This is a genomic window from Arthrobacter sp. B10-11, from assembly GCF_033142195.1.
Lineage (GTDB): Bacteria > Actinomycetota > Actinomycetes > Actinomycetales > Micrococcaceae > Arthrobacter > Arthrobacter oryzae_C.
This window is the reverse complement of record NZ_JAWMTH010000001.1, coordinates 610,701-637,277: the sequence shown is the minus strand read 5'-3', so window position 1 is coordinate 637,277 and position 26,577 is coordinate 610,701. Positions and strand designations below refer to the sequence as shown.

At 63.9% G+C, this 26,577-nt stretch carries 22 protein-coding genes; 17 read left to right on the top strand and 5 right to left on the bottom strand.

The window, feature by feature from the left end; all coding sequences use genetic code 11:
• Positions 1 to 99 precede the first annotated feature (99 nt).
• From RW112_RS02980 to RW112_RS02955, 6 genes are all read left to right on the top strand, one after another.
• On the top strand, positions 100 to 1,200 hold the full coding sequence (locus RW112_RS02980) for an ABC transporter ATP-binding protein (protein ID WP_317780352.1): 1,101 nt from the start codon (positions 100 to 102) through the stop codon (positions 1,198 to 1,200).
• On the top strand, positions 1,200 to 1,910 hold the full coding sequence (locus RW112_RS02975) for an ABC transporter permease (protein WP_305941696.1): 711 nt from the start codon (positions 1,200 to 1,202) through the stop codon (positions 1,908 to 1,910). The genes RW112_RS02980 and RW112_RS02975 overlap by 1 nt, the downstream gene beginning before the upstream one ends.
• Positions 1,907 to 2,653 carry an ABC transporter permease gene (locus RW112_RS02970; protein WP_317780351.1) on the top strand — a complete coding sequence of 249 codons (747 nt, stop codon included), beginning with the start codon at positions 1,907 to 1,909 and terminating at the stop codon, positions 2,651 to 2,653. The genes RW112_RS02975 and RW112_RS02970 overlap by 4 nt, the downstream gene beginning before the upstream one ends.
• Entirely contained in the window at positions 2,650 to 3,606 is a 957-nt protein-coding gene (locus RW112_RS02965; RefSeq protein ID WP_317780350.1) for an ABC transporter substrate-binding protein, read from the top strand. The genes RW112_RS02970 and RW112_RS02965 overlap by 4 nt, the downstream gene beginning before the upstream one ends.
• A 123-nt stretch (positions 3,607 to 3,729) precedes the next feature.
• Entirely contained in the window at positions 3,730 to 4,950 is a 1,221-nt protein-coding gene (locus tag RW112_RS02960; protein ID WP_305941693.1) for a pyridoxal phosphate-dependent aminotransferase, read from the top strand.
• A gap of 105 nt (positions 4,951 to 5,055) precedes the next feature.
• On the top strand, positions 5,056 to 5,910 hold the full coding sequence (locus RW112_RS02955; RefSeq protein ID WP_317780349.1) for a polyphosphate kinase 2 family protein: 855 nt from the start codon (positions 5,056 to 5,058) through the stop codon (positions 5,908 to 5,910).
• 46 nt (positions 5,911 to 5,956) lie between these two features.
• On the opposite strand, the gene RW112_RS02950 is transcribed toward RW112_RS02955, so the two are convergent.
• Positions 5,957 to 6,187 (bottom strand): exodeoxyribonuclease VII small subunit, encoded by a 231-nt coding sequence (locus RW112_RS02950; RefSeq protein WP_317780348.1) that lies wholly within the window; start codon positions 6,185 to 6,187, stop codon positions 5,957 to 5,959.
• Between the two features lie 65 nt (positions 6,188 to 6,252).
• The gene (xseA, locus tag RW112_RS02945) at positions 6,253 to 7,527 is read right to left on the bottom strand and encodes an exodeoxyribonuclease VII large subunit (protein WP_411709860.1); all 1,275 of its coding nucleotides are present in this window, start codon (positions 7,525 to 7,527) and stop codon (positions 6,253 to 6,255) included.
• 229 nt (positions 7,528 to 7,756) lie between these two features.
• On the opposite strand from xseA, the gene RW112_RS02940 reads away from it, so the two are divergent.
• Both RW112_RS02940 and RW112_RS02935 read left to right on the top strand, forming a co-directional pair.
• Positions 7,757 to 8,629 (top strand): hypothetical protein, encoded by an 873-nt coding sequence (locus RW112_RS02940; RefSeq protein ID WP_317780346.1) that lies wholly within the window; start codon positions 7,757 to 7,759, stop codon positions 8,627 to 8,629.
• Between the two features lie 9 nt (positions 8,630 to 8,638).
• On the top strand, positions 8,639 to 9,718 hold the full coding sequence (locus RW112_RS02935; RefSeq protein WP_317780345.1) for a 4-hydroxy-3-methylbut-2-enyl diphosphate reductase: 1,080 nt from the start codon (positions 8,639 to 8,641) through the stop codon (positions 9,716 to 9,718).
• Between the two features lie 17 nt (positions 9,719 to 9,735).
• Here RW112_RS02935 and RW112_RS02930 read toward each other — a convergent pair whose 3' ends face one another.
• On the bottom strand, positions 9,736 to 10,947 hold the full coding sequence (locus tag RW112_RS02930; RefSeq protein ID WP_317780344.1) for a DNA recombination protein RmuC: 1,212 nt from the start codon (positions 10,945 to 10,947) through the stop codon (positions 9,736 to 9,738).
• A gap of 101 nt (positions 10,948 to 11,048) precedes the next feature.
• Here RW112_RS02930 and ychF point away from each other — a divergent pair, with 101 nt between their 5' ends.
• The 4 genes from ychF (at position 11,049) to RW112_RS02910 (ending at position 17,060) form a co-directional block, all read left to right on the top strand.
• Complete coding sequence (gene ychF / locus RW112_RS02925) at positions 11,049 to 12,134, top strand: redox-regulated ATPase YchF (RefSeq protein ID WP_305941686.1); 1,086 nt, start codon at positions 11,049 to 11,051, stop codon at positions 12,132 to 12,134.
• A gap of 330 nt (positions 12,135 to 12,464) precedes the next feature.
• Positions 12,465 to 14,243: an ABC transporter family substrate-binding protein gene (locus RW112_RS02920; RefSeq protein ID WP_317780343.1), complete on the top strand. Its 1,779-nt coding sequence runs from the start codon at positions 12,465 to 12,467 to the stop codon at positions 14,241 to 14,243.
• 178 nt (positions 14,244 to 14,421) lie between these two features.
• Positions 14,422 to 15,963: an ABC transporter permease gene (locus tag RW112_RS02915; protein WP_317780342.1), complete on the top strand. Its 1,542-nt coding sequence runs from the start codon at positions 14,422 to 14,424 to the stop codon at positions 15,961 to 15,963.
• Positions 15,960 to 17,060, top strand: coding sequence for an ABC transporter permease (locus RW112_RS02910; RefSeq protein WP_317780341.1), 1,101 nt, complete (start codon positions 15,960 to 15,962; stop codon positions 17,058 to 17,060). The genes RW112_RS02915 and RW112_RS02910 overlap by 4 nt, the downstream gene beginning before the upstream one ends.
• Before the next feature lie 24 nt (positions 17,061 to 17,084).
• Here the strand turns inward: RW112_RS02910 and RW112_RS02905 are convergent, their stop codons facing one another.
• On the bottom strand, positions 17,085 to 17,714 hold the full coding sequence (locus RW112_RS02905) for a PH domain-containing protein (RefSeq protein WP_317780340.1): 630 nt from the start codon (positions 17,712 to 17,714) through the stop codon (positions 17,085 to 17,087).
• Between the two features lie 77 nt (positions 17,715 to 17,791).
• Here RW112_RS02905 and RW112_RS02900 point away from each other — a divergent pair, with 77 nt between their 5' ends.
• From RW112_RS02900 to RW112_RS02880, 5 genes are all read left to right on the top strand, one after another.
• A complete protein-coding gene (locus tag RW112_RS02900) occupies positions 17,792 to 19,630 on the top strand; it encodes an ABC transporter ATP-binding protein (protein WP_317780339.1) in 1,839 nt (612 codons plus the stop codon).
• A 239-nt stretch (positions 19,631 to 19,869) separates the two neighbouring features.
• Positions 19,870 to 21,555: an ABC transporter substrate-binding protein gene (locus tag RW112_RS02895; protein WP_317780338.1), complete on the top strand. Its 1,686-nt coding sequence runs from the start codon at positions 19,870 to 19,872 to the stop codon at positions 21,553 to 21,555.
• A gap of 133 nt (positions 21,556 to 21,688) precedes the next feature.
• Entirely contained in the window at positions 21,689 to 22,618 is a 930-nt protein-coding gene (locus RW112_RS02890; RefSeq protein WP_305941679.1) for an ABC transporter permease, read from the top strand.
• Positions 22,608 to 23,558 (top strand): ABC transporter permease, encoded by a 951-nt coding sequence (locus RW112_RS02885; RefSeq protein WP_317780337.1) that lies wholly within the window; start codon positions 22,608 to 22,610, stop codon positions 23,556 to 23,558. The genes RW112_RS02890 and RW112_RS02885 overlap by 11 nt, the downstream gene beginning before the upstream one ends.
• Positions 23,559 to 23,569: 11 nt before the next feature.
• Positions 23,570 to 25,297 (top strand): ABC transporter ATP-binding protein, encoded by a 1,728-nt coding sequence (locus tag RW112_RS02880; RefSeq protein WP_317780336.1) that lies wholly within the window; start codon positions 23,570 to 23,572, stop codon positions 25,295 to 25,297.
• 81 nt (positions 25,298 to 25,378) lie between these two features.
• On the opposite strand, the gene RW112_RS02875 is transcribed toward RW112_RS02880, so the two are convergent.
• Complete coding sequence (locus tag RW112_RS02875) at positions 25,379 to 26,320, bottom strand: SGNH/GDSL hydrolase family protein (protein WP_317780335.1); 942 nt, start codon at positions 26,318 to 26,320, stop codon at positions 25,379 to 25,381.
• Positions 26,321 to 26,577 lie beyond the last annotated feature (257 nt).

The window sequence follows — 26,577 nt, the reverse complement described above, 5'->3', positions numbered from 1 at the left end:
ACGCTGTGTGTACCCTGCTTTACAGCCGAAAATCAGGAAGCTTATGATCTTCCGGCTTGACCGTCCGATGTTGCCGCCAACAGTTAGGTAAGCCCGGAAATGGCTGAAGCCATGATCGAATTCCAGAGCGTCACCAAGCAGTACCAAAGCGGGCAGCCGGCCGTGGACAACCTCACCATGTCCATCGACAAGGGCTCCATTACGGTATTTGTGGGTCCGTCCGGCTGTGGGAAGACCACCTCCCTGCGGATGATCAACCGCATGGTGGAGCCCACGTCGGGCACCATCACCGTGGACGGGAAGGACGTCACCTCGGTGCCGGCTGCGCAGCTGAGGCGGTCAATGGGCTACGTGATGCAGTCCTCCGGACTCATGCCCCACCGCTCCGTCGTGGACAACATCGCCACTGTTCCGCGGCTGAACGGCGTCTCCAAAACGGAGGCGCGCAAGCGCGCCGAGGAACTGCTGGACGTCGTCGGACTGGCTTCAGTTCTCGGAAAGCGCTACCCGTCCCAGTTATCCGGCGGCCAGCAGCAGCGGGTCGGAGTGGCGCGGGCGCTCGCCGCCGATCCGCCCGTGCTCCTGATGGACGAACCGTTCAGCGCCGTGGATCCCGTGGTGCGTGACGAACTGCAGCAGGAGCTCCTCCGCCTGCAGCGGGACCTGGCCAAGACCATCGTTTTCGTCACCCACGACATCGACGAAGCCACTGTACTTGGAGACAAAGTTGCCGTGTTTGCCACGGGAGGCAAGCTGGCGCAGTACGCCACGCCCGAGGAGATCCTCCGGGCGCCGGCCAACGACTTCGTGGCTTCCTTCGTGGGCAAGGACCGGGGGTTCCGCCACCTTGCGTTCAGCCCGTCCGACGCCGTCACCCTGCATGACGTGCCAACGATCAGCCACAGCGACCTCGTATCCGGAACGGCGGCTCCGGGGGGCGGCGACTGGCTGCTCGTGGTGGACGCGGACTCCCGTCCACTGGGCTGGTCCAGCCCTGGTGCGGGGTCCGCGCTCATCCCCGGCGGCTCGCTGTTCCGGAAAGGCGAGACGCTCCGGCGTGCCCTCGACGCGGCACTGTCCTCGCCGTCGGGCCTGGGCGTGGCCGTTGACGCCGACGGCAGGTTCGCCGGTGTCCTCCGGGCGGATGAGGTGCTTGCCGTCATTGAATCGGCCCGGCTGGTCCGGCAGGGCGCCCTCTGATGGAATGGTTTCTGGCCAACAGCGGACGGGTGTTCGAACTGGCCGGCCAGCACCTGGTGCTGGCCATCCTGCCGATGGTATTCGGCCTGCTGCTTTCGATTCCGCTGGCCCAGTTCGCGCGGCAGAACAGGACCCTGCGTTCCGTGGTGGTTACGGCGACGTCACTGCTGTATACGATTCCGTCCCTCGCCCTGTTCATCATCCTCCCCTCAATCCTGGGAACCAGGGTGCTGGACCCGGTCAACGTCATCGTTGCTCTCACCATCTACGCGGTGGCCCTCCTGGTGCGGGCCGCGCTCGACGCCTTCGACTCCGTGGATGAAGACCTCCGCCAGGCCGCCGTCGCCATGGGCTTCAAGCCCGCTGCACGTTTCCTCCAGATCGACCTCCCGCTGTCCCTTCCCGTGCTGTTCGCCGGACTACGGGTGGTGTCCGTCAGCAACATCTCCTTGGTGAGCGTGGCGGCTCTGCTGGGCATCGGGAACCTCGGGATGCTCTTCACCTCCGGGCTGCAACGGGGCTTCATTACTGAAGTAATGGTCGGGATAATTGCCATTCTGGTCCTTGCGCTGCTGATGGACGCGGTCCTGGTACTCCTGGAACGGCTTCTGACCCCCTGGACCAGGGCGGCGGCCCGAACGGACAAAACCGATCTCCCTTCGGCGGCGGAGCGGTTGTCCGATGTCAGGACCGGGGGTGCCTCCGCATGAGCAACGTCTTTACGGATACGTTCGCCTGGCTGGGCGACCCGCTGCACTGGACCGGAAGCACGGGCATTCCCGCACGGCTGGCCGAGCACCTCCAGTACACGGGCCTGGTGATGCTGATCGCTACGGCCATAGCCGTCCCCGTCGGCCTTTACGTCGGCCACACCGGCCGCGGCCGGGTGGCGGTGGTTGCCCTGGCGGGCGCGCTCCGGGCATTGCCCACCCTTGGCCTGTTGACGCTCTTCGTCCTCCTAGCCGGTATCGGACTGATGCCTCCCATCTGGGCCCTGGTGATTCTCACCGTTCCTCCGCTGCTCGCAGGCACGTACGCCGGGATTGCCAGCGTGGACCGGAACGTCGTGGATGCGGCCCGTGCCATGGGCATGACCGAACTGCAGGTGCTGTTCCGGGCCGAATTTCCCAATGCCCTTACGGTGATGTTCGGCGGATTCAGGACCGGCGTGCTCCAGGTGATCGCCACCGTCTCGGTGGTGGCGTACATCAACCTTGGCGGCCTGGGCCGGTACCTCTTCGACGGCCTGGTGCTGTCCGATTTTCCGCAGATGCTGGGCGGCTCGCTGCTGATCGCAGCGCTGGCAATTGCCGTCGATCTTGTGCTCGCTGTTTTCCAGAGGCTGTTCCTGTCGCGGGGAGCCCCTGCCATGCCCCGCCGGAGCCAGCAGGCACCGGCCAATCTCACAGGCCCCGTGTCCGCGGAGCCTGTTGTTCAAGGAGGTACATCATGAAGGAAACCCACCCTAGTATCCTGGGCCGTCGCGCCTTCGGCGGCCTGGCCGCCGGCGTCGGACTGGCCCTGGCGCTGTCCGCCTGCGGCGGCGGGTCGGACCCGCTGGGAAGCGCGCCCGCGACCGGCGGTTCGGGATCAGGCTCTGCGCTGGTCATCGGCTCTGCCGATTTCCCCGAAAGCCAGATCATCGCCGAGGTCTATGCCGGTGCACTGAATGCAGCCGGAGTCACCGCGAGCACCAAGCCCAACATCGGGTCCCGCGAAGTGTACTTCAAGGCTGTGCAGGACGGCTCCGTGGACGTCATTCCGGACTATAGCGGCAACCTCCTGCTGCACGTGGACAAGGAAGCCGCCGAGGTTTCGGCCGAGGACATCTACAAGGCGCTGCCGGCCAAGCTGCCCGAGGGACTGGCTGTGCTGGAGGCCTCCAAGGCTGAAGACAAGGACGCCATGGTGGTCACCAAGGCGACGGCGGAGAAGTACCAGCTCAAGTCGATCGAAGACCTCGCCAAGGTCTGCAGCGAGCTGGTGGTGGGAGCTCCGGCCACGTTCGCCGAGCGCGCCTACGGCCTGCCGGGGCTGAAGAAGAACTACGGCTGCGAGCCCAAGAAGCTGGAACCGTTCAGCGACGGCGGCGGTCCCATCACGGTCAAGGCGCTGCTGGAGGACCAGGTCCAGGTCGCGGACATTTACACCACGACGCCGGCCATCGCCGACAATGACCTGGTGGTCCTGGAAGACCCCAAGAACAACTTCATCGCGCAGCAGGTCCTTCCGCTGTACAACAAGGCCAAGATGACGGACAAGGCGAAGGAAGCTCTCAACTCGGTTTCCAGGATCCTGACCACGGAAGACCTGATTGACCTCAACCGTGCCGTCAGCGGCAGCCAGAAGCAGAACCCGAAGGATGCGGCCGCCGCCTGGCTCAAGGACAAGGGCCTGGTGAAATAACAGCAGCCAACACCACCACGACGGCGCCTGCCGGACTTTTGGAGGTCCGGCAGGCGCCGTCGTCGTTCCTGCTGTGAGTCACGTCTCAGCAGAAGTACATCCTCCATATGGCATATTTGATGGATGGCAGAATTCAAGCAGTCCACCAAGCTTCATAATGTCCTCTACGACATCCGTGGACCGATTCTTCAGGCCGCCCAGCAGATGGAGGCAGAGGGTCACCGCATCCTCAAACTGAACATCGGAAACCCGGCCCCGTTCGGGTTTGAAGCGCCGGACGCCATCCTGGTGGACATGATCCGCCACCTGCCGCACGCCCAGGGATACAGCGATTCCCGCGGCATATTCTCCGCCCGCACCGCTGTTTCGCAGTACTACCAGACCCGCGGCATCCAGAACATCCATGTCGACGACATCTACCTCGGCAACGGCGTCAGCGAGCTCATCACCATGTCGCTCATGGCGCTCCTCGACGACGGGGATGAGGTTCTCATCCCCACGCCGGACTACCCGCTGTGGACTGCCTCCGTGGCACTCGCCAGCGGGCGGCCCGTGCACTACCTCTGTGACGAGGAATCCGGCTGGCAGCCGGACCTGGAGGACCTTGAATCGAAGATCACTCCGCGGACCAAGGGAATCGTGGTGATTAACCCGAACAATCCCACCGGTGCGGTGTATCCCGAGGAGACCCTCAAGAAGATCGTGGCTCTTGCCGAGAAGCACGGGCTGGTGCTTTTCGCGGATGAAATCTACGAAAAGATCCTGTACGAGGACGCCGTCCACGTGAACTTGGCCGGCCTGACTGGCGACGACGTCCTGTGCCTGACCTTCAGCGGGCTGTCCAAGGCCTACCGGGTGTGCGGGTACCGGGCGGGCTGGATGGCAATTTCCGGGCCGAAGAAGGACGCCGCCGACTACCTTGAAGGCATCAGCCTGCTGGCCAACATGCGTCTGTGCGCCAACGTTCCCGCCCAGCATGCGATCCAGACCGCATTGGGCGGATACCAGAGCATCAACGACCTGATCCTGCCCGGCGGGCGCCTGCTGGAACAGCGGAACAAAGCGTACGACCTGCTCAACGCCATCCCCGGCGTCAGCACGCAGCAGGCCAGGGGAGCACTGTACTTGTTCCCGAAACTGGACCCCGACTACTTCCATATCCGCGACGACGAAAAATTCGTCCTGGACCTGCTCCGCGAGCAGAAGATCCTGGTCTCGCACGGACGCGCCTTCAACTGGGTGCGGCCGGACCACTTCCGGATGGTCACCCTGCCCAACGTGAAGGACATCGAAGAGGCAATCGGCCGCATGGGGGACTTCCTGAGCCGGTACCAGGGGAACTAGCCTGATGTCAGCAACGCCGCCCGGTGGATCCCGGGCGGCGGCAGCCGGATGCGGGCGCGGGGACGCGGCCATCCGGACTGGTGGCACCTCGGCGGAAGGCTTCCCATGGCAAGCATTGAAACATTCGACGAACACCCCTCCGGGACCCTGGCGGCGGGTGATGGATTCAAGCTTGCCGACGTGGACCCTGATTCCACCCCCGGATATCCCGGCGGAAAATCCGACGGGCAGGCACTCCTGGCCGAACTCGACGGCAAACTTGCCACGCTCCAGGAACAGCTGTTCGCCGAGGCCAAATTTGGCGGCAGAAAGCGCGTACTGCTGATCCTCCAAGCCATGGACACGGCCGGAAAGGGCGGCATCGTGGCCCACGTGGTGGGAGCCATGGACCCGCAGGGCGTGCAGCTCAAGGCGTTCAAAGCGCCCACCGACGAGGAGAAATCCTACGACTTCCTGTGGCGGATCGAGAAGGAAGTCCCCGCCGCCGGAATGGTGGGTGTCTTCGACCGTTCGCACTATGAGGATGTTCTTATCCACCGGGTCTACGGCTGGGCCTCGCCGGAAGAGATACAGCGACGCTACATTGCGATCAACGAATTTGAAGCCAGACTGGCGGACTCCGGCACCCGGATCGTCAAGGTGATGTTGAACATCAGCCGGGACGAACAGAAAGCCCGACTGCTGGCCCGGCTGGACGATCCCTCGAAGCACTGGAAATACAGCACCGGCGACCTGAAGGAGCGCGCCTTCTGGGACGACTACATGGCCGCATACCAGGCGGCGATCGACAACACGCATACCGACGTGGCGCCCTGGCATGTGGTCCCCGCGAACAAGAAGTGGTACGCGCGGATCGCCGTGCAGCAGCTGCTGCTCCAGGCCATGGAAGATCTCCATCTTGAATGGCCCGTCGCAGATTTCGACGTCGCCCTTGAGCGCAGCATGGTGGAACGGTCCTGACGGGTTCCGGTTTCACCTCAGGGCCGGCTAGGTGTAGCCCTGGGGGCTAAGACTCCGGCCCTGCCTGGCTCCGGGCGGCGGCCAGCCGTTTGCGGGCGCCCTCCAGCCAGTCCTCACAGCGCCTGGCCAGGGCCTCGCCCCGCTCCCACAGCGCGAGTGAGTCCTCCAGGCTGGCGCCGCCGGCTTCCAGCTTGCCGACGACGGCGACGAGCTGCTCCCGGGCCTCCTCGTAGCTGAGTGCTTCGATGTCCGCATTCGGAATCTGTTCTGCTGCCAATGTGTTGCTCCCTGCTGATGGTAAATGGATGGACGTCGCCGGTTTGCCTCCGGCGCAGGACCTGTTCAGCTGCCGGTCATCCGGTGGCCGCCCGTGGACCGGGCGTTGAAGCTGCCGCCCGCAACCCGGACGAAAAGATCCGAGCCCTCAGGAGCCTGCGCAGGGTGCCGGACGACTTCCCCATGAGCGTCTGCTTCCTTGCCCGCGGCGGCGACCTGGACCACGGAGTAGCCACGGTCCAGCGTCTGTTGCGGGGAGAGCGAGCGCACCTGGTTACGCAGGTGGAGGATCTGGTCGGCGCCCCTCAGGACGGCCGCGCCGATGGCTGCACGGGAGCGGCTGCTGAGCCGTGCCACGTCTTCGGCGCGGGCACTGACCATGAACTCAGGCGCGGCCAGTACGGGCCGCGAGTGCAGGGAGGCCAGCCGGTCGGATTCCCGATCTACGAGCCGGTTCACTCCGCGCCGCAGCTGGTCCCGTGCCTGGCGTACCCTCGCAAGCTCCTCCGTCACGTCGGGAACGATCCGCTTGGCGGCGTCCGTGGGCGTGGAGGCCCGAAGGTCCGCAACGTCGTCGAGGATGGGGCGGTCCGCTTCGTGTCCTATGGCGCTGACCACCGGGGTGGACGCGTTGGACACCGCCCTGATCAGCTCCTCATTACTGAAGGGGAGAAGGTCCTCAAGGGCACCGCCGCCGCGGGCAATCACAATGACGTCAACGTGCGGGTCAGCATCGAGTTCCCGCAGGGCACCCATGATCTGGGAGACGGCAGTGGCTCCCTGCACCGCGACTTCCCGGACCTCGAATTCGACGGCGGGCCACCGGAGTGCGGCATTGCGCAGCACGTCCTTCTTCGCATCGGAATCGCGGCCGGTGATTAGCCCGATGCGGTGGGGGAGGAGCGGGAGGCGCTTCTTCCGGGAATCCGCAAAGAGTCCTTCCGCGGAAAGCGCGTGGCGGAGCCGCTCAATCCGCGCCAGCAGGTCGCCGAGTCCCACCGGCCGGATGTCCTTGACCGACATGTTCAGGCGTCCGGTCTTGAGCCAGAATTCGGCTTTCAGGAGCGCCACGACCCGGGAGCCCCGTTCCAAAGGAACCTCCTGGCGATCCAGCACCTTCGACCAGATGGAGGCGGGCAGGGAAATCTCGGCGTCCACATCCCGGAGTGTCATAAAAGCATTGCCGCCGCGGCGGTTCAGCTCAATGACCTGGCCCTCCACCCAGGCCGAGGGCGTCCGGTCGATGTGGGCCTTGAGTTTCTGGGACAGCAGCTGCAGGGGCCAGGGGTTGTCCGGACTCGTTTCGGAGGCCGTAGCAGGAACCGTAGTGGCCGCGGGCATGTTGTCAGCCACGGCGGGACCGTGACGGGAAGGGAGCCTGGGGCATGGGAATCCTTTGCGGGTGGCAGTGCAAAACGGCGTGGCAGTGCAAAACGGCGTGACACCAAAGCGGAATGGCACCAAACCGAATCAACTCTATCCATAGCTCTACCACTGCCGGCTGACATTTTTTGCTTCCCGGCCGGCACCCCTAGGATGGCAGTACCGCCAACCACAACCGAGGAATCCCTTGCGCACTTTTGTCTCAGCTGCCGCCGTCATCCTTGGACTGCTGCTGGCCGCAGTCTCCGTTCCGGCTATCTGGGTGGACCGGAACATTGTGCAGGAGGACGGCTTTGTTTCCCTCGCCGCCCCGCTGGGCAAAGACACCGTCTTCCAGGAACGACTGGCTTCGGCAGCGGTCGGCAGCATTGATCCGGCAGCGGGGATTCCTGAACCGTTCGCGGAACTTGTCCAGCCGATCCTTGACTCTGCCGCCAGCTCACTGATCACGCTCCCCGGATATCCGGCGGCGTGGGAGGAAACGCTGAGGAAGAGCCACCGGCTCAATTTCCCGGCGCCCGGGGCCGCAACCCCGGAGACTGAACCATCGACGTCCCTCACGCTGGATGTGGCGCCTTTGGTGGGGCTGCTGACCCGGCAGATCTCCGAGGCAACCAACGTTCCGCTGGACGCACCGGACCAGACGCTCATCGACATCGGGCAACCGAGCCAGCGCCAGCTCGTGGACCAGGTTTCGGCCTATGCCCCCATGGGGTATGCCCTGGCGGCCGGCTCGGCGATCGCCCTTCTGCTGGCCCTCATTGCCGCACGTCGGCGCTGGACTGTGCTCGTGGGCACGGGGCTCGGAGCGCTGGTGCTGGCGGCAGTCTGGAAACTCGGCTCCGACGCGGCGGGCCTCGCGGTGGGCGGGACGGCCAGCGGCAACGAGGTGGCCGACATCTTCAAGAGCGAATTCGTGGCGGCATCGTCCGAGCGGTTCGGACAGTGGATCGTGGCAACCCTTGTTGCCGGTGCAGTCCTCATCGTGGCGGGCGTCATTCTCCGCGTTGTTGCCGGCGCCGTTGCGGGCCGCACAAGCGGCGACCTGCGTTCCCGGTAGCATTGAACAATGACCTCCTCAGCTGTCTCCATCCCCATGCCTTCAATTCCACGCAGGCGCCGTTCGCCTGAGGACGTGCTGGCTGCGGCCCCGGTGTCAGGTCCCAAAAAGGTGCTGCTCGCGGCTCCCCGCGGCTACTGCGCCGGAGTGGACCGGGCCGTCATCGCGGTGGAGAAGGCACTGGAACACTACGGTCCGCCTGTCTACGTGCGTAAGCAGATCGTCCACAACGTCCACGTCGTGAGCTCGCTCGAGGAAAAGGGCGCCATCTTCGTAGATGAGACCGATGAGGTCCCCGAAGGCGCCCTGGTGATCTTCTCGGCCCACGGGGTATCGCCGGCCGTGGTGCAGTCCGCAGAGGACCGCGGGCTGCGCACCATTGATGCGACGTGCCCGCTGGTGACCAAGGTGCACCGGGAAGCTGTCCGTTTCGCGAAGGACGACTTCGACATCCTCCTGATCGGCCATGACGGCCACGAGGAAGTTGAAGGAACTGCCGGGGAGGCACCGGAGCACATCCAGATCATCAACGGCCCGCACGAAGTGGACAAGGTGACGGTCCGGGATCCGGAAAAGGTCATCTGGCTTTCGCAGACCACACTGAGCGTGGATGAAACGATGGAAACGGTCCGGCTGCTGAAGGAACGCTTTCCGACGCTGCAGGATCCGCCCAGCGACGACATCTGCTATGCCACCACCAACCGCCAGGTGGCCATCAAGAAGATCTCCCCGCAGGCCGACCTGGTTATTGTGGTGGGCTCCGCCAACTCCTCCAACTCCGTCCGTCTCGTGGAGGTTGCCTTGGAATACGGGGCCAAGGCCTCGTACCGCGTCGACTTCGCCAACGAAGTGGACGAGACCTGGTTCGAGGGCGTCGCCACAGTCGGCGTGACGTCCGGTGCGTCCGTTCCGGAGGTGCTAGTGAAGGATGTGCTTAGGCTCCTCGCCGACTACGGCTACGGCGCCGTGGAAGAAGTGGTCACGGCCGAGGAAGACCTGCTCTTTTCGCTTCCCAAGGAGCTTCGCGCAACGCTGAAGAAATCCGGCGATGTGACCCGCGCCCTGGGCGGGCGCGGGGCGCGGGTCTGACTGCCGCCGGCTGCGGGTTACGCGGCTGACTCCTCGGACTGGAGTTCCGGCGCAGCCACCGACCGGGGCGTCACGTCGATCGCAGGCGGCGTCACCAGTCCCTCCGCTTCAAGCGCGTTGAGCTTTCGTGCCGTGGGAAGGACACGTGCTTCCAGTGTCCCCACCATCGAGTTGTAACGGTCCACGGACGTCTTAAGAGACGACCCCAGCTTGGTCACGTTTTCGCCGAGCGTTCCCATGCGCTCGTAGAGTTGCCGCGCCAGCTCGAACAACTCCCGGGCACTGTCTGTCAGCACGTCCTGGCGCCAGGTGAATGCCACGGACTTTAAAACGGCCAGCAGGGTGCCAGGGGACGCCAGCACGACGTTCTTGGTCAGCGCGTAGTCCAGGAGGCCGGGGTCCGCCGCCAGCGCGGCCGCCAGGATGGACTCTGCCGGCAGGAAGCAGATCACGAGTTCCGGCGAATTGCCGGGAATGTCCCAGTACTTCTTGTTGCTCAGGGCGTCCACGTGGGCCTTGAGGGCCTTGGCATGTGCTGCCAGCAACGCATTCTGGCCGTTGAGCGAGTGCCCGTGCTGCTGGCGTCCCGCCGGAGTCCCCAGATCCTGGGCCTCAAGGTAGGACGCCAGGGGCACCTTTGCATCGACCACCAGTTGCTTCTGCCCCGGAAGTTGCACCACGAGGTCCGGCCGTACGGCGGCGCCTGCACCGGCGCTGTGGTGCTGCTCGTGGAAATCTACGTGGCGGAGCATGCCGGCGGCCTCCACAACCCGCCGCAGCTGGACTTCGCCCCACTGGCCGCGGGCGCTGTTGGACCGCAGGGCGGACTCCAGTGCATGGGTGGAGCGGAGAAGCTGCTCGTCGGAGAGGCGGGCCTCCTGCAGTTGCTGTGCCAGCTGTCCGTATTGTTCCAGGCGGTCGCGTTCGAGCAGGGACACCTGCTGCTGCACTGCGGTGAGCTTCTCCGCCACAGGAGCAAGGGCCCGGAGAACGCTGCCGTCCTGGTTGCGTGACTCGCCCAGCTCCCGGTTCTGGACCGCCAGAAGGCGTCGCTCGGCGTCGGCCGCCGCGAACTGGGCGCTGACCTCCGAAAGGCGGGCCGAGACGCCGTCGAAATCCTGCTCCAGGGCCACGCTCCGCCGTCGGAGGACCACATAACTGCAGGCGGCGCCGATCACGGCGCCGAGAATCAGCATTAACAGGGCAAGTATCAGTGCAAAAGCGTCCATGGGTTCACTGTGGCACGGGCCTCTGACATTTTTTGCGCAGACGCACTGCACACCAGGCGGCAGATAAGGCGCGGGCCCGATTACCGGTAGAATTAGTGCTCGTGGCTCTTACTATTGGCATCGTCGGACTGCCCAACGTCGGCAAATCAACCCTTTTCAACGCACTGACCCGCAACCAGGTGCTCGCGGCGAACTATCCGTTCGCCACGATTGAGCCGAACGTCGGCGTGGTCAACCTCCCGGACCCGCGGCTTGCCAAACTGGCCGCCGTCTTCGGATCGCAGCGCCTGCTGCCTGCTCCGGTGTCGTTCGTCGACATCGCCGGGATCGTCAAGGGCGCATCGGAGGGCGAAGGCCTGGGCAACAAGTTCCTCGCAAACATCCGTGAAGCCGAGGCCATCGCGCAGGTTGTCCGCGTGTTCGATGACCCGGACGTCATCCACGTTGACGGCAAGGTGGATCCCCGCTCCGACATGGAGACCATCAACACCGAACTGATCCTGGCTGACCTTCAGACGATCGAAAACGCCATTCCGCGGATCGAAAAAGAAGTCAAGATCAAGAAGCGCGACGCCGCAGAACTCGCAGCCATCAAGGCGGCGCAGACCGTGCTCGAACGCGGCGACACCATCTTCTCCTCGATCAAGAGCGACAAGCTCGAGATGGAGCACCTCAAGGAGCTCGGCCTGCTGACGGCCAAGCCCTTCATCTACGTCTTCAACTCGGACGAAGGAATTCTGGGCAACCCCGAGAAGCAGGAAGAACTGCGCGCCATGGTTGCTCCGGCGGACGCCGTCTTCCTGGACGCCAAGCTGGAATCCGACCTCGTGGAACTGGACGAGGAAGAAGCCCGCGAGATGCTGGAGATGAACGGCCAGGACGAGTCGGGCCTCGACCAGCTGGCGCGCGTCGGCTTCCACACGCTGGGACTGCAGACCTACCTCACCGCCGGTCCCAAGGAAACCCGTGCCTGGACCATCCACCAGGGGGACACCGCCCCGCAGGCCGCCGGCGTCATCCACTCGGATTTCCAGCGCGGTTTCATCAAGGCCGAAGTTGTTTCTTTCGACGACCTCATCGAGGCCGGTTCCATGGCTGAGGCAAAGGCCCGGGGCAAGGTCAGGATCGAAGGCAAGGAATATGTCATGGCCGACGGCGACGTCGTGGAGTTCCGCTTCAACGTCTAGCACCGGCCACAGCCAGCGACTAAGCAAACTGTGAAAGCCAAACTGTGAAAGCCCCGATTCCTCGGAATCGGGGCTTTCGTTCGTCATAGGACAGGTTCCGGACTGCTTTTGCGCCTCGTCCTTCACCCCTGATGAAAACGGTTCCGGAGGTACTTTGTTGCAGCTCGGTAACAACCTTTACCCATGGGCAACTTTGGTCCCATGGGCATTCTTTTCGGGTCTAGGCTACTGCTCATGTGAGACGAGCCACATTCTCACTGGGGGAATGGGCGGTCTGGCCGGCGCCTACAGCGGCGGTCTTTTCAACACCACAGAAACATAGGAGGCGGAATGCGCTTAGGTCGTATTTCCAAAGCGGTAGGCGTCGCGGCTGCAGCCGCGCTAGCTCTCAGCGCCTGCGCCGGCAACAGCGGCGGGACAACCCCGTCAAGCGCTACTGCCGGCAAACAGGGTGGTTCAGCCACGGTGGTCGAGGTGAACGCGTTCAACACGTTCAACCCGAATACTGCCGATGGCAACACGGACATCAACTCGAAGATCAGCTATGCCACCCACTCGGGTTTCTACTACATCGACAACCAGCTGAACGTTGTGCGCAACGAGAAGTTCGGCAAGATGGAAAAGACTTCCGATGACCCGCTGACGGTGAAGTACACCATCAATGAGGGCGTGAAATGGTCCGACGGCACTCCGGTGACGGCGGCTGACCTCCTGCTGCAGTGGGCAGCATTCTCGGGGTACTACGATGACGTCGACTCGGAGGCGAAGACGGGTACGCAGTACTTCTCCTACGCCGGCGACCCCACCGGACTCAAACTCACTGATTTCCCCGAGCTCGGTGACGACAACCGCTCCATGACCATCAAGTACTCAAAGCCGTTCGCTGACTGGGAAACCGTCCTCGGCGGTCCGGGCATCGACATTGCGGCGCATGTCCTTGCCAAGGGTGCCGGTCTCACTGACGCCAAGGCATTGGTGGACTACCTGAAGGAAAAGCCGAAGGGCGATGCCAAGGCGCCGAAGCCCGCCGACGAGAAGCTGAAGGCCATGGCTGACCTTTGGAACACCGGCTTCGACACGAAGACCCTGCCTTCCGATCCCAGCCTTTTCCTGTCCAACGGCCCCTACATCGTCAAGAGCATCACCCAGGACCAGTCGCTGACCATGGTCCGCAACAAGGACTACAACTGGGGCCCGGAAGCGAGCCTGGACGAGATCACGGTCCGCTACATCGGTTCCGCTCCGGCGCAGGTCCAGGCACTGAAGAACGGCGAAGCTGACATCATCGCTCCGCAGGCCTCGGCAGACACCATCGAGCAGCTGAAGGCGCTTGAGAGCCAGGGCGTCACTGTGGAACAGGGCAACCAGCTCTCCTACGACCACATCGACCTGAACTACTCGGGCCCGTTCGCCGAGAAGAGCGTCCGCGAAGCATTCATGAAGACGGTCCCGCGCAAGGACATCGTCGACAAGATCGTGAAGAAGCTCGATCCGGAAGCCAAGCCGCTCGACTCGCAGCTCTTCGTGCCGGCCCAGGCAGCCTATGAGGAATCCGCAAAGAACAACGGTTCTTCGGCATACCAGGACGTGGACATTGACGGCGCCAAGGCACTCCTTGCCGGCAAGACTCCCGAGGTCCGGATCATGTACAACAAGGACAACCCCAACCGCGTTGACGCCTTCTCCCTGATCCGCGAATCTGCCACCAAGGCCGGCTTCAAGATCGTTGACGGCGGACTGGGTGCCTCCGACTGGGGCAAGGCCCTGGGCGACGGCAGCTACGATGCCACCATCTTCGGCTGGATCAACCCGGGCGTCGGTGTATCCGGCGTGCCGCAGATCTTCCGCAGCGGCAACGGTTCCAACTTCAACCTGTTCAGCGATCCGGAAGCCGACAAGCTGATGGATGAGCTGATCGTCACCACCGACCGCAGCAAGCAGGACGAGCTGATTACGCAGATCGACAAGAAGATCTGGGAGTCCGCTTACGGCCTTCCGCTCTTCCAGTCCGTAGGAGTGGACGCCTACAGCGACCGCATCACGGGCGTGAAGTTCATGCCGAACCAGACCGGTGTCTGGTGGAACTTCTGGGAGTGGGCTGAGAAGTAAAGCCCCCGCTCAGCGAGTGAACAGCAGGAGAAGGCGCCGGGACACATGCACCAACGTCCCGGCGCCTTCTCCGGCACCACCGGCATTCTGCCGGCTTCCGCCCACCTCATGCGGGAAGCCGGACTGATTCTGCGATGGGCCCGGTGAGATCCCGGCCCGGATATAGAGGCTTCCCACCATGGTGACGTACATCGTCCGGCGGCTGATTACGGCCGCACTCATACTTCTCGGGGCATCATTCCTCGTGTACCTCCTGACAGCGTCGTCAGGGGATCCACTGGAGGAGTTCCGCGCCAGCAGCGCCCCGAACAAACAACAGCTCATGGATTCACGCAGCCAGCTCCTTGACCTGGATACCCCGGCACCGCTCCGGTACTTCAAGTGGCTTGGCGGAGCAGCCAGGTGCCTGGTTCCCTTCGGCGGTACCTGCGACCTGGGCAAGAACATCGCCGGCCAGCCGATTACCGAAGCCCTGGGCTTCGCGCTGGTGCAGACACTCACACTCGTCACCGGGGCCACGATACTGGCCATTCTTATCGGCATTGCCCTCGGCATCATCACGGCACTGCGGCAGTACAGTGCGTTGGACTATGGCGTGACCTTCATGGCGTTCCTGTTCTTCTCCCTGCCCATCTTCTGGGTCGCGGTGCTGCTGAAGGAGTACGGAGCCATCGGATTCAACGATTTCCTCCGCAATCCCGAAATTCCGCTGCCGGTGGCTCTTGGCATCGGCGCCGTCGCCGGCCTGATCGTTGCCGTAGCCGTGGGCGGCGCGGCGCGCCGCCGGCTCGTGTCTGGCGGCATAGTGTTCCTCGCGGTCAGCCTCATCCTCATCTACTTCTCCATTGTCCAGTGGTTCCGGAATCCCGGCCTTGGCCCGGTGGTCATTGCGATTGCCGGTGTCGGCCTTGCCTTCGCTGTGACGCTCTTGGTGGCCGGGCTGAAGAACAGGAAGGCGCTACAGGCATCGCTCATCGTGGTGGGGATCGGACTGGTTGCGTACTTCGCCGTCCAGCCGCTCCTGAACCAGGCGACAGCGCTCATGATCGTGCTCCTGGCCGTCGCGACAATCGGCGTGGGCGTAGGAACGGGCTACCTGATGGGAGGCTACGACCGTGGCCAGTCCATGCGGGCTGCCGGAATTACCGCCTTCCTGGTGGGCGGACTTATCCTGATGGACCGCTTCATGCAGGCCTGGCCCAGCTACTTCAGCAACAGCAGGGTGCGCGGCAGGCCCATCGCCACCATCGGGGCAGGCACCCCCAATATCCAGGGCGATTTCTGGATCCTGACCCTGGACACCTTTACGCACCTGATTCTGCCCACCATGGCCCTCATCCTTGTTTCACTGGCAAGCTACACGCGGTTCACCAGGTCCTCCATGCTGGAAATCATGAACATGGATTACATCAGGACAGCCCGGGCCAAGGGTCTTTCCGAACGGTCCGTGGTGATGGGCCATGCATTCCGCAACGCGCTGATTCCGATTGCAACGATCGTGGCGTTTGATATCGGGGCGCTCATCGGCGGGGCCGTCATCACGGAAACCGTGTTCTCCGTGCGCGGCATGGGGTTCCTGTTCCTGGACGGAATCATGCACACTGACCCGAATCCCGTCATGGGCGTCTTCGTCTGCGTGGCGGTCACCGCGATGGTGTTCAACCTGATAGCAGACCTTGCGTATTCCGCACTCGATCCCCGCGTAAGGATTAAGGCATGAGCCAGCCCACCCAGCAGGAAGAATTCCTCGCCGAACACTCGCACCCCCGGCCCCCGGGCGCACCCCTCCAGCCCGAAGCGAAAGGACTGAGCCAGGGGCAAATTGTCCGTAAGCGGTTCCTCGGACACAGCGGAGCCATCGCCGGCCTGTTCATTTTCGCCGTCATCTTCCTCATGGCCTTCACCTCCGTGGGCTGGGCCGGGATCCCGGGCTGGTGGAAATACGACCACCTGGACGTCTCGCCGCTTGTCAACGACGGCGTTCCAACCGCATCGCTGTTGCCGCCGGCCTGGGGCGAGCACCCGTTCGGGCAGGACCGGATCGGGCGCGACCTTTTCGCCATGACCATGCGCGGAGCCCAGCAATCCATCACCATCATGCTCCTGATCGGCACCATCGCCGGCCTGCTGGGCACCGTGGTGGGCGGACTTTCCGGATACTTCCGCGGCTGGGTGGAAGCCATCCTGATGCGGATCACCGACGTCATCATCATCATCCCCGTACTGCTGCTCGCCGCCGTCGTGGCCCAGAGTGTCAACCGCCGGGACCAGGGAGGCTGGTTTTCCGGCTTCGCGGCCAGCAACGGCATTTTGATCCTCGGCATCTTCCTGGGCCTCGTCAGTTGGGTCGGCCTCGCCCGGCTGATGCGTGGAGAGTTCCTCACCCTGCGTGAGCGGGAGTTCGTTGATGCGGCACGCATCTCGGGCGCAAGCAACTCACGGATCATTTTCAAGCACATCCTGCCCAACGCCATCGGCGTGCTGATCGTTAACGTGACCCTGACCATGTCCGCCGCGATCCTCCTGGAGACGGCCCTGAGCTACCTGGGCGTCGGCGTGAAATCCCCGGACACTTCCCTGGGCCTGCTCATTTCACAAAACCAGGAAGCATTCGCCACGCGGCCCTGGTTGTTCTGGTTCCCGGGCCTCTTCATTGTCCTGATCTGCCTCAGCATCAACTTCATCGGCGACGGATTGCGGGATGCATTCGACCCGAGGCAGAAGAAGTTCAACGCCAAGAAGGCCAAGGAGACCCGGCAGTCCGGTGAACCGCGCAGGACTCCGGCCGCCGCAGCCGACGAGCCCGCAGGCGACTGAATGCGCTCTTATCAGGCATCGGCCCTAGGGAACTGCGACACCCCAGTAGCTGGCCGCCAGGAGGACGGCGGTGGCGGCCAGTGCCGTCCACCGGAACGTCACCCTGACAGCCGTTGTTTCAGCGTTGCCGGCGTCCACGGCACCCGCTTCGACCAATGCCTCCCAGCGCCCGCGAACGAGCCGGGCCGCCTGGCCGGAGTCGGTGGTCTTCAGGTCACCCGGGCGAACGGACTTCCCTGGTCCATATGTTGCGGACGGAAGTCCCTTGAGGTCCTCAGGGCGGGCGTTCCGGCCGCCCCAGATTCCCGGCGCCGGTGCGGCCCAGGAGACATAGTTCCTGGCCGGAGTAACGAGGGTCAGGGCGTACCGGGTGTCAACATTAACCAGGGCCGCCCACGGCACATCAACGGACCGGAACGGATTCTCCAACGTGATGCCGCCGTCGTGGACCACCACGGAAGGCATCCAGAACAGCAGCCAGCCGAGAAAGCCGATCAGCAGCAGCGGGCCCGCACCCAGAAGGGCGGCCGGCCCGCCGGCCGCCGCAGTGACCACGAGGCCCAGGGCTGCGACGAGCCAGGAAAGCCAGGCGAACCACTTGTTCGTGCTGGCTTTGAAGACTTCAACATTTCCGGCGTGCGGCACACTGCTCATGCCCCTAATAATTCAGGATTCCAGGCCGCAGCACTAATCTCCCGTGCAGCCGCGGCCCGGGCGGAAGGGAACCCGTCATGACTGACAACATCACCCCGAACCAGGCCAGTGCCCCGGCACAGGATCCGGCCAAGGGAGCAGTTGTCCTGGAGGTCCGCGACCTCAGCGTCGACTTCGGCGTGGACAAGAAGTGGGTGCCAGCCGCCATCGGCCTGAATTACGAAGTCAGGGCAGGCGAAGTCTTGGCCATCGTGGGGGAGTCCGGCTCCGGCAAGAGCGCCAGTTCCATGGCGCTGCTGGGCCTCCTGCCCAGCAACAGCCGGGTGTCCGGCAGCGTCCGCCTTTCCGGAAAAGAGCTCCTCGGAGCCAGTCCGGCCAACATCCGGGAGGTGCGCGGCAAGGACGTGGCCGTGATCTTCCAGGAACCCATGACGGCTCTGAATCCTGTGTACACGGTCGGGGCGCAGATCGTGGAGACGGTGCGGCTGCATAACGAAGTCTCGCCGGAGCAGGCCAAGGAACGCGCCCTGCGGATGCTGGAACTCGTGGAACTCCCGGACCCCGAGAAAGCATTCAAGTCCTATCCGCACCAGTTGTCCGGCGGCCAGCGTCAAAGGGCGATGATTGCGCAGTCGCTGTCCTGCGACCCCAAACTGCTGATTGCCGACGAGCCCACCACGGCCCTGGACGTGACGGTCCAGGCCGAGATCCTGGACCTCATGCGCAACCTGCGGAACAAGCTGGACAGCGCCATTGTGCTTATCACCCATGACATGGGTGTGGTGGCGGACCTTGCAGACCGGATCGCCGTCATGCGGCAGGGACTGATCGTGGAAACAGGAACGGCGGAGCAGGTCTTCCGCAACCCCCGGCACGAATACACGCAGGCACTGCTGGCGGCGGTGCCGCACCTCGGCCAGGGCAGTGCGGAGGAAGGGCAGGAAGTGGACGTCACCGCCGCCCTGGCCGCTGCCACCCACGCTGAACTGGAATCGGTGGATCCGGAGGAACTGATCCGCCGCGAGCGGGAAAACGCTGCGGCGCTTGCTGCTGCGGCGGCTGCGGAACAGCCCCGGGGCGAACCCGTACTTGAACTTACCGATGTAGCCATTGAGTATCCCAAACAGGGCCGTGTGCCTGCCTTCAGGGCCGTTGAGGGGGCAAACCTCGTGATCTATCCGGGCCAGGTGGTTGGGCTGGTCGGCGAATCCGGCTCGGGTAAGACCACCATTGGCCGTGCGGCCGTGGGCCTGCTTCCTGTCGCCGGCGGCACGATGCGGGTAGTTGGCCAGGACATCTCCGGCGCCAGGAGAAACGGCAAACAGCTGCACCAGGTCCGCCGGCACATCGGCATGGTGTTCCAGGACCCGTCGTCGTCGCTGAATCCGCGCCTTCCGATCGGCGAGAGCATCGGCGAACCCATGTTCCTCGCCGGGGAGGCCAAGGGAAGCGCCCTGCAGAAGCGGATCGAGGCCCTCCTGGACCAGGTTGAGCTGCCCCGGAGCTACCGGAACCGTTACCCGCATGAGTTGTCCGGCGGGCAGAAGCAGCGCGTCGGCATCGCGCGGGCGCTGTCGCTCAAACCCAAGCTCATGGTGGCCGACGAACCGACGTCGGCACTTGACGTGTCGGTCCAGGCTAAAGTGCTTGAACTGTTCCAGAACCTCCAGAAAGAACTCGGGTTCGCCTGCCTCTTCGTGACCCATGACCTGGCAGTGGTCGATGTGCTGGCCGACCACATCTGCGTGATGCAGCGGGGCAGGATCGTTGAGCAGGGCACCCGGGACCAGATCCTGCGCAATCCGCAGGAACCCTACACCCAGCGCCTTCTTGCCGCGGTGCCCCTTCCGGACCCCGAAAAACAGCGTGAGCGGAGGGAGTTGCGGGCACAGTTGCTGGCGAGTGGAGTGGAGTAGCGTCCGTCACATCAGGTGTAGGCTACCACTGAGTAACCTGTGACTTGAAATACTCCAGTGTTGACGGTAGTGGTCAAATTGTGACCGAGTTACAGTTTGGCAACAGAGTTCCAATATCTGGACATTTTGCGGTTAGGCTACTCACTTATGTACGCCACGTCACAGGACACCTCTGTGCCCGGCCTGCGGGGAAGCACAAGACTTTCCCTACTCAACTCCCACAACTCATAGGAGGCGGAATGCGTTTTTCGCGCACTTCCAAAGCACTGGGCATGGTGGCCATCGCGGCCCTTGCCCTGACCGGATGCGGCGCCGGAGGCGGCTCCACTGACGGTGCCAGCCAGGCTGCCGGCGACCCCAACAAAGTCATCACCGCGTACAGCAATGAACCGCAGAAGCCCCTGATGCCCGCCGATACCGGCGAAGTCTACGGCGGCCGCGTCGTCGAGCTTCTGTTCGAGGGCCTGCGGAGCTACGACCCCAGCGGCAAGTCAGTCAACGCGCTGGCCGAGTCCATCGAGTCCCCGGACGGCCAGAACTACACCATCAAGGTCAAGTCCGGCAGCAAGTTCACCAACGGCGAGGAAGTCACCGCCAAGAGCTTTGTTGACGCCTGGAACTTTGCCGCCCTGAGCACCAATGCCCAGAGCAACAGCAGCTTCTTCGAATCCATCGAAGGCTACGACGCAGTCAGCGCCACCAAGACGGAGAAGGGCGCGGACGGCAAGGACACCGACGTCCCGGCCCCCACCGCGGAAACCCTCTCCGGCCTTGCCCTGAAGGACGATTCCACCATTACGGTCAAGCTGACCCAGCCGGAAGCTGACTGGCCGCTGCGCCTCGGCTACTCCGCCTTCATGCCGCTGCCGGCAGATGCCATCAAGGACCCGAAGAAGTTCGGCGAGAACCCGGTTGGCAACGGCCCGTACAAGATGGCCAAGGAAGGCGCCTGGCAGCACGACAGCCAGATCGAGCTGGTCAAGAACGCTGATTACCAGGGTGCGCGTGCTGCCAGGAACGGCGGCGTGACCTTCAAGTTCTACACCGACCCGGCTCCGGCCTACACGGACATCCAGGGCAACAACCTCGACGTTACCGACGTCCTGCCGACGGACGCCCTGAAGACCTACACCACGGACTTCCCTGAGAACCACCTCAACAAGCCCTATGCGGGCAACTCCACCCTGAACATCCCGGGTTACCTCCCTGAGTTCCAGGGCGAAGCAGGCAAGCTCCGCCGCCAGGCGCTGTCCATGGCAATCAACCGCGAAGAGATCACCAAGGTCATCTTCTCCGGCACCCGCATCCCGGCCAAGGACTTCACCTCCCCGGCTGTTGACGGCTACAACGAGAATGTTGCCGGCTCCGAGGTCCTGAAGTTCGACGCCGCCAAGGCGAAGGAACTGTGGACGCAGGCCGACGCCATCAGCCCATGGCCGGCCGACAAGACCCTGCAGCTTGCCTACAACACCGACGGCGGCAACAAGGAATGGATCGACGCCGTTGCCAACAACTTCAAGAACAACCTGGGAATCAAGGCCGAAGGCCAGCCGTTCGCCAAGTTCGCTGAAATCCTGAAGCTGCGTACCGCCAAGGGCCTTCCCGGCCTGACCCGCGCCGGCTGGCAGGCAGACTACCCGTCGCTGTACAACTTCCTCGGCCCGCTCCTGAAGACCGACGCCAGCGCCAACTACGAGGGCTACACGAACCCCGAGTTCGACAAGCTCCTCACCGAAGGCCTCGGCGCCAAGTCCACGGACGACGCCAACAAGAAGTTCACCGAGGCCCAGGAAATCCTCTTCGAGGAACTCCCGAACCTGCCGCTGTGGTACTCCGCACGCCAGGCCGTCTGGAGCCAGAACGTCAGCAACGTTGACGCTGGCTGGAACGGTGTTCTGCAGTACTGGGCCATCACCGCCAAGTAGTCTTCGGAACAAATCCACGTCAAAAGCTCATGGGGGTTCGGCCACAAAGCCGGGCCCCCATAGCCTTGGAACCGGCACGAAAGCTGTCCTACATGATCCCCCTTAGCCCCACCAACGCCCAGGAGGAGTTGCTGTGATCCAGTACATCCTCCGGCGCCTGCTGCAGATCATTCCGGTGTTCATCGGAACGACGCTGCTCGTCTACTTCATGGTCTTCGCCCTTCCCGGCGACCCGATCCGGGCGCTGTTCGGCGACCGTCCCCCCAGCGAAGCCGTCATTGCTCAGCTCCGCCAGCAGTACAACCTCGACCAGCCGTTCTGGGTGCAGTACGGGCTCTTCCTCAAGAACCTGTTCACCTTCAACCTCGGCGTCGACTTCACTGGCCAGCCCATTGCGGCATCCCTGGGCCGGATCTTCCCCGTGACCGTCATGCTCGCCGTTGAAGCCCTGGTCATCCAGGCCGTCTTCGGTGTGACCTTCGGCCTCATTGCCGGACTCCGCAAAGGAAAAATCTTTGATGCGACGGTGCTCGTCGCATCCCTGGTGGTCATCGCAATTCCCACCTTTGTGCTCGGCTTCGTCCTGCAGCTGCTGATCGGCGTGCAGCTGGGCTGGGCCAAACCCACGGTCGGCGCAAACGCAGACTGGGGCAACCTGATCCTGCCGGCCACCGTGCTGGGACTGGTTTCCTTCGCCTACGTCCTCCGGCTCACCCGCGCATCGGTCATCGAAAACATGAACGCCGACTATGTGCGCACCGCCACCGCGAAGGGCCTGTCACGACCCCGCGTTGTGGTCACCCACATCCTGCGCAACTCCATGATTCCGGTCATCACCTACCTGGGCGCCAGCCTCGGCGGCCTGATGGGCGGGGCCATTGTCACGGAAAGTATCTTCAACGTCCCCGGCGTTGGCCAGAAGCTGTTCCAGGCTGTCATCCGCAGCGAAGGCCCCACCGTCGTTGCGATTGTCAGCGTGCTGGTGCTCGTCTTCGTCGTTGCCAACCTGCTGGTCGATTTGCTGTACGCCTGGCTTGATCCAAGGATCCGCTATGAAAACTAATCGCGAAATCGAGCACTTCGTTGCCCCCGTGGAGGAGACCCCTCTGCTCGCAACGGACTCGCTCAAAACGGACCAGGCACCGCTGAGCCTCTGGGCAGATGCCTGGCGCAAGCTCCGCCGTCGTCCGCTGTTCATTATTTCCGCCGTGATGATCGCACTGATCATCATTGTGGCGCTCTTCCCGGGCCTGTTCACGCAGGTGGCTCCGAATGACAACTGCCAGCTCGCGAATTCGGACGGCGCCCCGGCGGCAGGGCATCCGCTTGGCTTCACCTTCCAGGGCTGCGACGTCTATTCCCGGATCATCCACGGGACCCAGGCATCGCTGATGGTCGGCGTCTTCTCGGTGCTGTTCGTCCTCATTATCGGTGTCACGCTCGGTGCCCTCGCTGGGTTCTACGGCGGCTGGATTGACGCGGTCATTGCCCGCCTCGGCGACATCTTCTTCGCCCTGCCCCTCATCCTCGGCGCGCTGGTGGTTTCCCAGCTGCCGTTCATGCGTGAAAACCGGGGCGTCTGGACCGTGGTCATGGTTTTGGTGGTGCTGGGCTGGCCGCAGATGGCGCGCATTACGCGCGGAGCGGTGATCGAAGTGCGCAATGCCGACTTCGTGACCGCTGCGCGTTCGCTGGGCGTTTCGCGGCTCGGCTCACTGATCCGGCACGTGCTGCCCAACGCACTCGCGCCGATCATCGTCCTGGCCACGATGGAGCTCGGCGTCTTCATTGTCGCGGAAGCGACGCTGTCCTTCATCGGCATCGGACTGCCCGGGAGCATCATGTCCTGGGGTAACGACATCGCCGCCGCCAAGTCGTCCGTCCGCACCAACCCGGCCATCCTGCTGTACCCGGCCATGGCGCTGTCCGTCACCGTCCTGAGCTTCATTATGCTCGGCGATGCCCTGCGCGACGCCCTTGACCCGAAGAGCCGCCAACGATGAACGAGGCAACCATGACAACTTCCGACGTCATTATCAGCGAGACCGGCCGGGCGGAAAAGCCGCTCCTGGAAATCCGCGACCTCGCCATTTCCTTCCAGACCGGCTCGGGCGAAGTCCATGCCGTCCGGAACGCCCACCTGACCATCATGCCGGGCGAAACCGTCGCCATCGTGGGGGAGTCGGGCTCCGGAAAGTCGACGACGGCGCTGGCCGCGATCGGCCTGTTGCCCGGCAACGGCCGGGTCTCGGGCGGGCAGATCCTGCTGGACGGCGAGGACATTTCGCAGGCCCCTGAAAAGCGCATGATCGAGCTGCGCGGCAACACCATCGGCATGGTCCCGCAGGACCCGATGTCCAACCTCAACCCGGTATGGAAGATCGGCTACCAGGTCAAGGAAACGCTGCGTGCCAACGGACGGCCCAGCGGCCCGGCCGACGTTGCGAAGGTGCTTGCCCAGGCAGGTCTTCCCGACGCGGAACGGCGCGCGAAGCAGTATCCGCACGAGTTCTCCGGCGGCATGCGCCAGCGGGCGCTGATCGCGATCGGCCTCTCCTGCCAGCCCCGGCTGCTCATCGCGGACGAGCCCACGTCCGCCCTCGATGTGACGGTGCAGCGCCAGATCCTCGATCACCTTGAACAGATGACCTCGGAACTGGGCACCTCGGTACTCCTCATCACGCACGACCTGGGCCTGGCCGCAGAACGTGCGGACAAAGTGGTGGTCATGTACCGGGGCAACGTGGTGGAAGCGGGTCCGTCGCTGGAACTGCTGCAGAACCCGCAGCACCCGTACACTCAGCGCCTGGTGGCCTCGGCGCCGTCGCTGGCTTCACGGCGCATCCAGGTGGCCAAGGAGCTCGGCGTCGAGTCGGATGAGCTGCTTGCTCCGGGCACGGCTTCCGGCGCGGACATCGTGGTGGAGCCGACCATGACCGAAGACGTGCTGCAGATCCAGAACCTCCGCAAGGTGTTCAAACTGCGGTCCGGTTTCGGAAAGTCCACGGACTTCACCGCCGTCGACGACGTTTCGTTCAGCGTCAAACGCGGAACCACGACGGCGATCGTGGGGGAGTCGGGTTCCGGCAAGTCCACCGTGGCGCAGATGGTGCTGAACCTCCTGCAGCCGACGTCAGGCAAGATCGTGTTCGACGGCGTGGATACCTCCACGCTGAACAACAAGGAAATTTTTGCCTTCCGCCGCCGGGTGCAGCCGATCTTCCAGGACCCCTACGGCTCGCTTGATCCGATGTACAACATCTTCCGGACCATCGAGGAACCGCTGCGGACGCACAAGATCGGTGACAAGGCCAGCCGCGAGAAGAAGGTCCGCGAGCTCCTGGACCAGGTGGCGCTGCCGCAGTCCACCATGCAGCGGTACCCCAACGAGCTGTCCGGCGGCCAGCGCCAGCGCGTCGCCATCGCCCGTGCACTGGCGCTTGACCCTGAAGTGATCATCTGCGACGAAGCGGTCTCCGCACTTGATGTACTGGTCCAGGCGCAGGTGCTGAACCTCCTCGCCGAGCTTCAGTCCAGGCTGGGACTGACGTACCTGTTCATCACCCACGACCTTGCCGTGGTCCGTCAGATCGCGGACCACGTTTGTGTGATGGAAAAGGGCAAGCTGGTGGAAACCGGTTCAACGGACGACGTCTTCGACGCGCCGCAGCGGGAGTACACCAAGGCGCTGCTCAATGCCATCCCGGGTGCCCGGCTGATGCTGCCGCCCGAAGTTGCCTGAGCACGTTGCCTTGAATAGGTAGGCAGAAAAGGAGCCGGCCTCCGCCCGTCAGGGGCGGGGACCGGCTCCTTTTATCGGCGGTCAACCCACGGGCAGCACGGACGTGGCCGGCCGGGCGGGAGCCTGGAGTCCCAGTTCCATCAGCCTGGTGGCGAGGATCATGCCCAGCGCCTTGTGGCCGACGTCGTTCATGTGTACGCCGTCGGCAAGTTCCTTGGCCAGGTTGTATTTCGTCAGCCAGTCTCCGACACTGACGAAAGGAATGCCGTGCTTGGCTGCCACGGTACCGAGAAGTGCATCGACCTGCGACCGGCGCCCGCCGCCGTAGTTGATGCCGCGGGCCAGGGTGCCGATCATGGCGAACTTGGATCCGGGGTATCGCTGCTTGAGTGTCGAGATCAGGCGCTCGGCATTGGCCGCGATCTGGGCGTCAGTGGCTCCGCGGGCGGCATCGTTTCCGCCGCCCTGGATGACCACGAGTCCGGGTGCACCGTAGGGGAGTTTCCAGTCGCCGCGCTGCAGCGCGTCGATGTAGTTTCCGGTCTTGCCGTTCGCCGCAACGAAGCCCGTGCCGCCGCGTCCGCAGAAGAAGACGTTGTAGCCCATGGCGGCGAGCCCCTGGCGTGGCCAGCCGGCTTCCGGCTCGGACTGCGAGTCCCCGATCAGGACGGCTGTCCGCCTGATGTCCGCCACGATGACTTCATTGCGGCCGTTCGCCGGGTTAAGGTAGGTCGACCCGGGAACCATCGTTGCCGGATCAGGCTCCGGCGCGAGCTGTGCCTTGGGTGCCGCGCCGGCGGCCACCGGCGCGCCTGGTTCGGCGGCAACAGGGGCGGCCGCGGACTTCCGGGGCGCGGCGTTGGCGGCCGGCGGTTCCGGCGGCTGCGATGCTGAGGATGCTGCGGGAACCGACGACGCCGGGGCGGCATCTGGTGTCTGGGGGGCCTGCCCGCAGCCGGCCATTAGAACGCCGGTGGCGATCACAGGTGCGACGAAGCGAGTCAGAGCTGAGGCGATTCGCATCTATGGTCTCCGGGCTGTGCTTGCTGTTACCCCGTAATGATGGGGCATAGCACAAGGAATATCCAGTAACTTTAGGCACTATTCATCCCATCCCGGTGACGATCCTGTAACGGGGGCGCGGAGGGGCCCGTTTCGGGTTTTTAGGCCAATAAATGACCTAGCGCTTAGACTGGTAGCAGGTGCCCTGTGCCAAAGGGTCTTCTCGTCGTGCGTTCCGGTTGGAAATGTCGCGATACCACAGCTGACTTCACCACTGA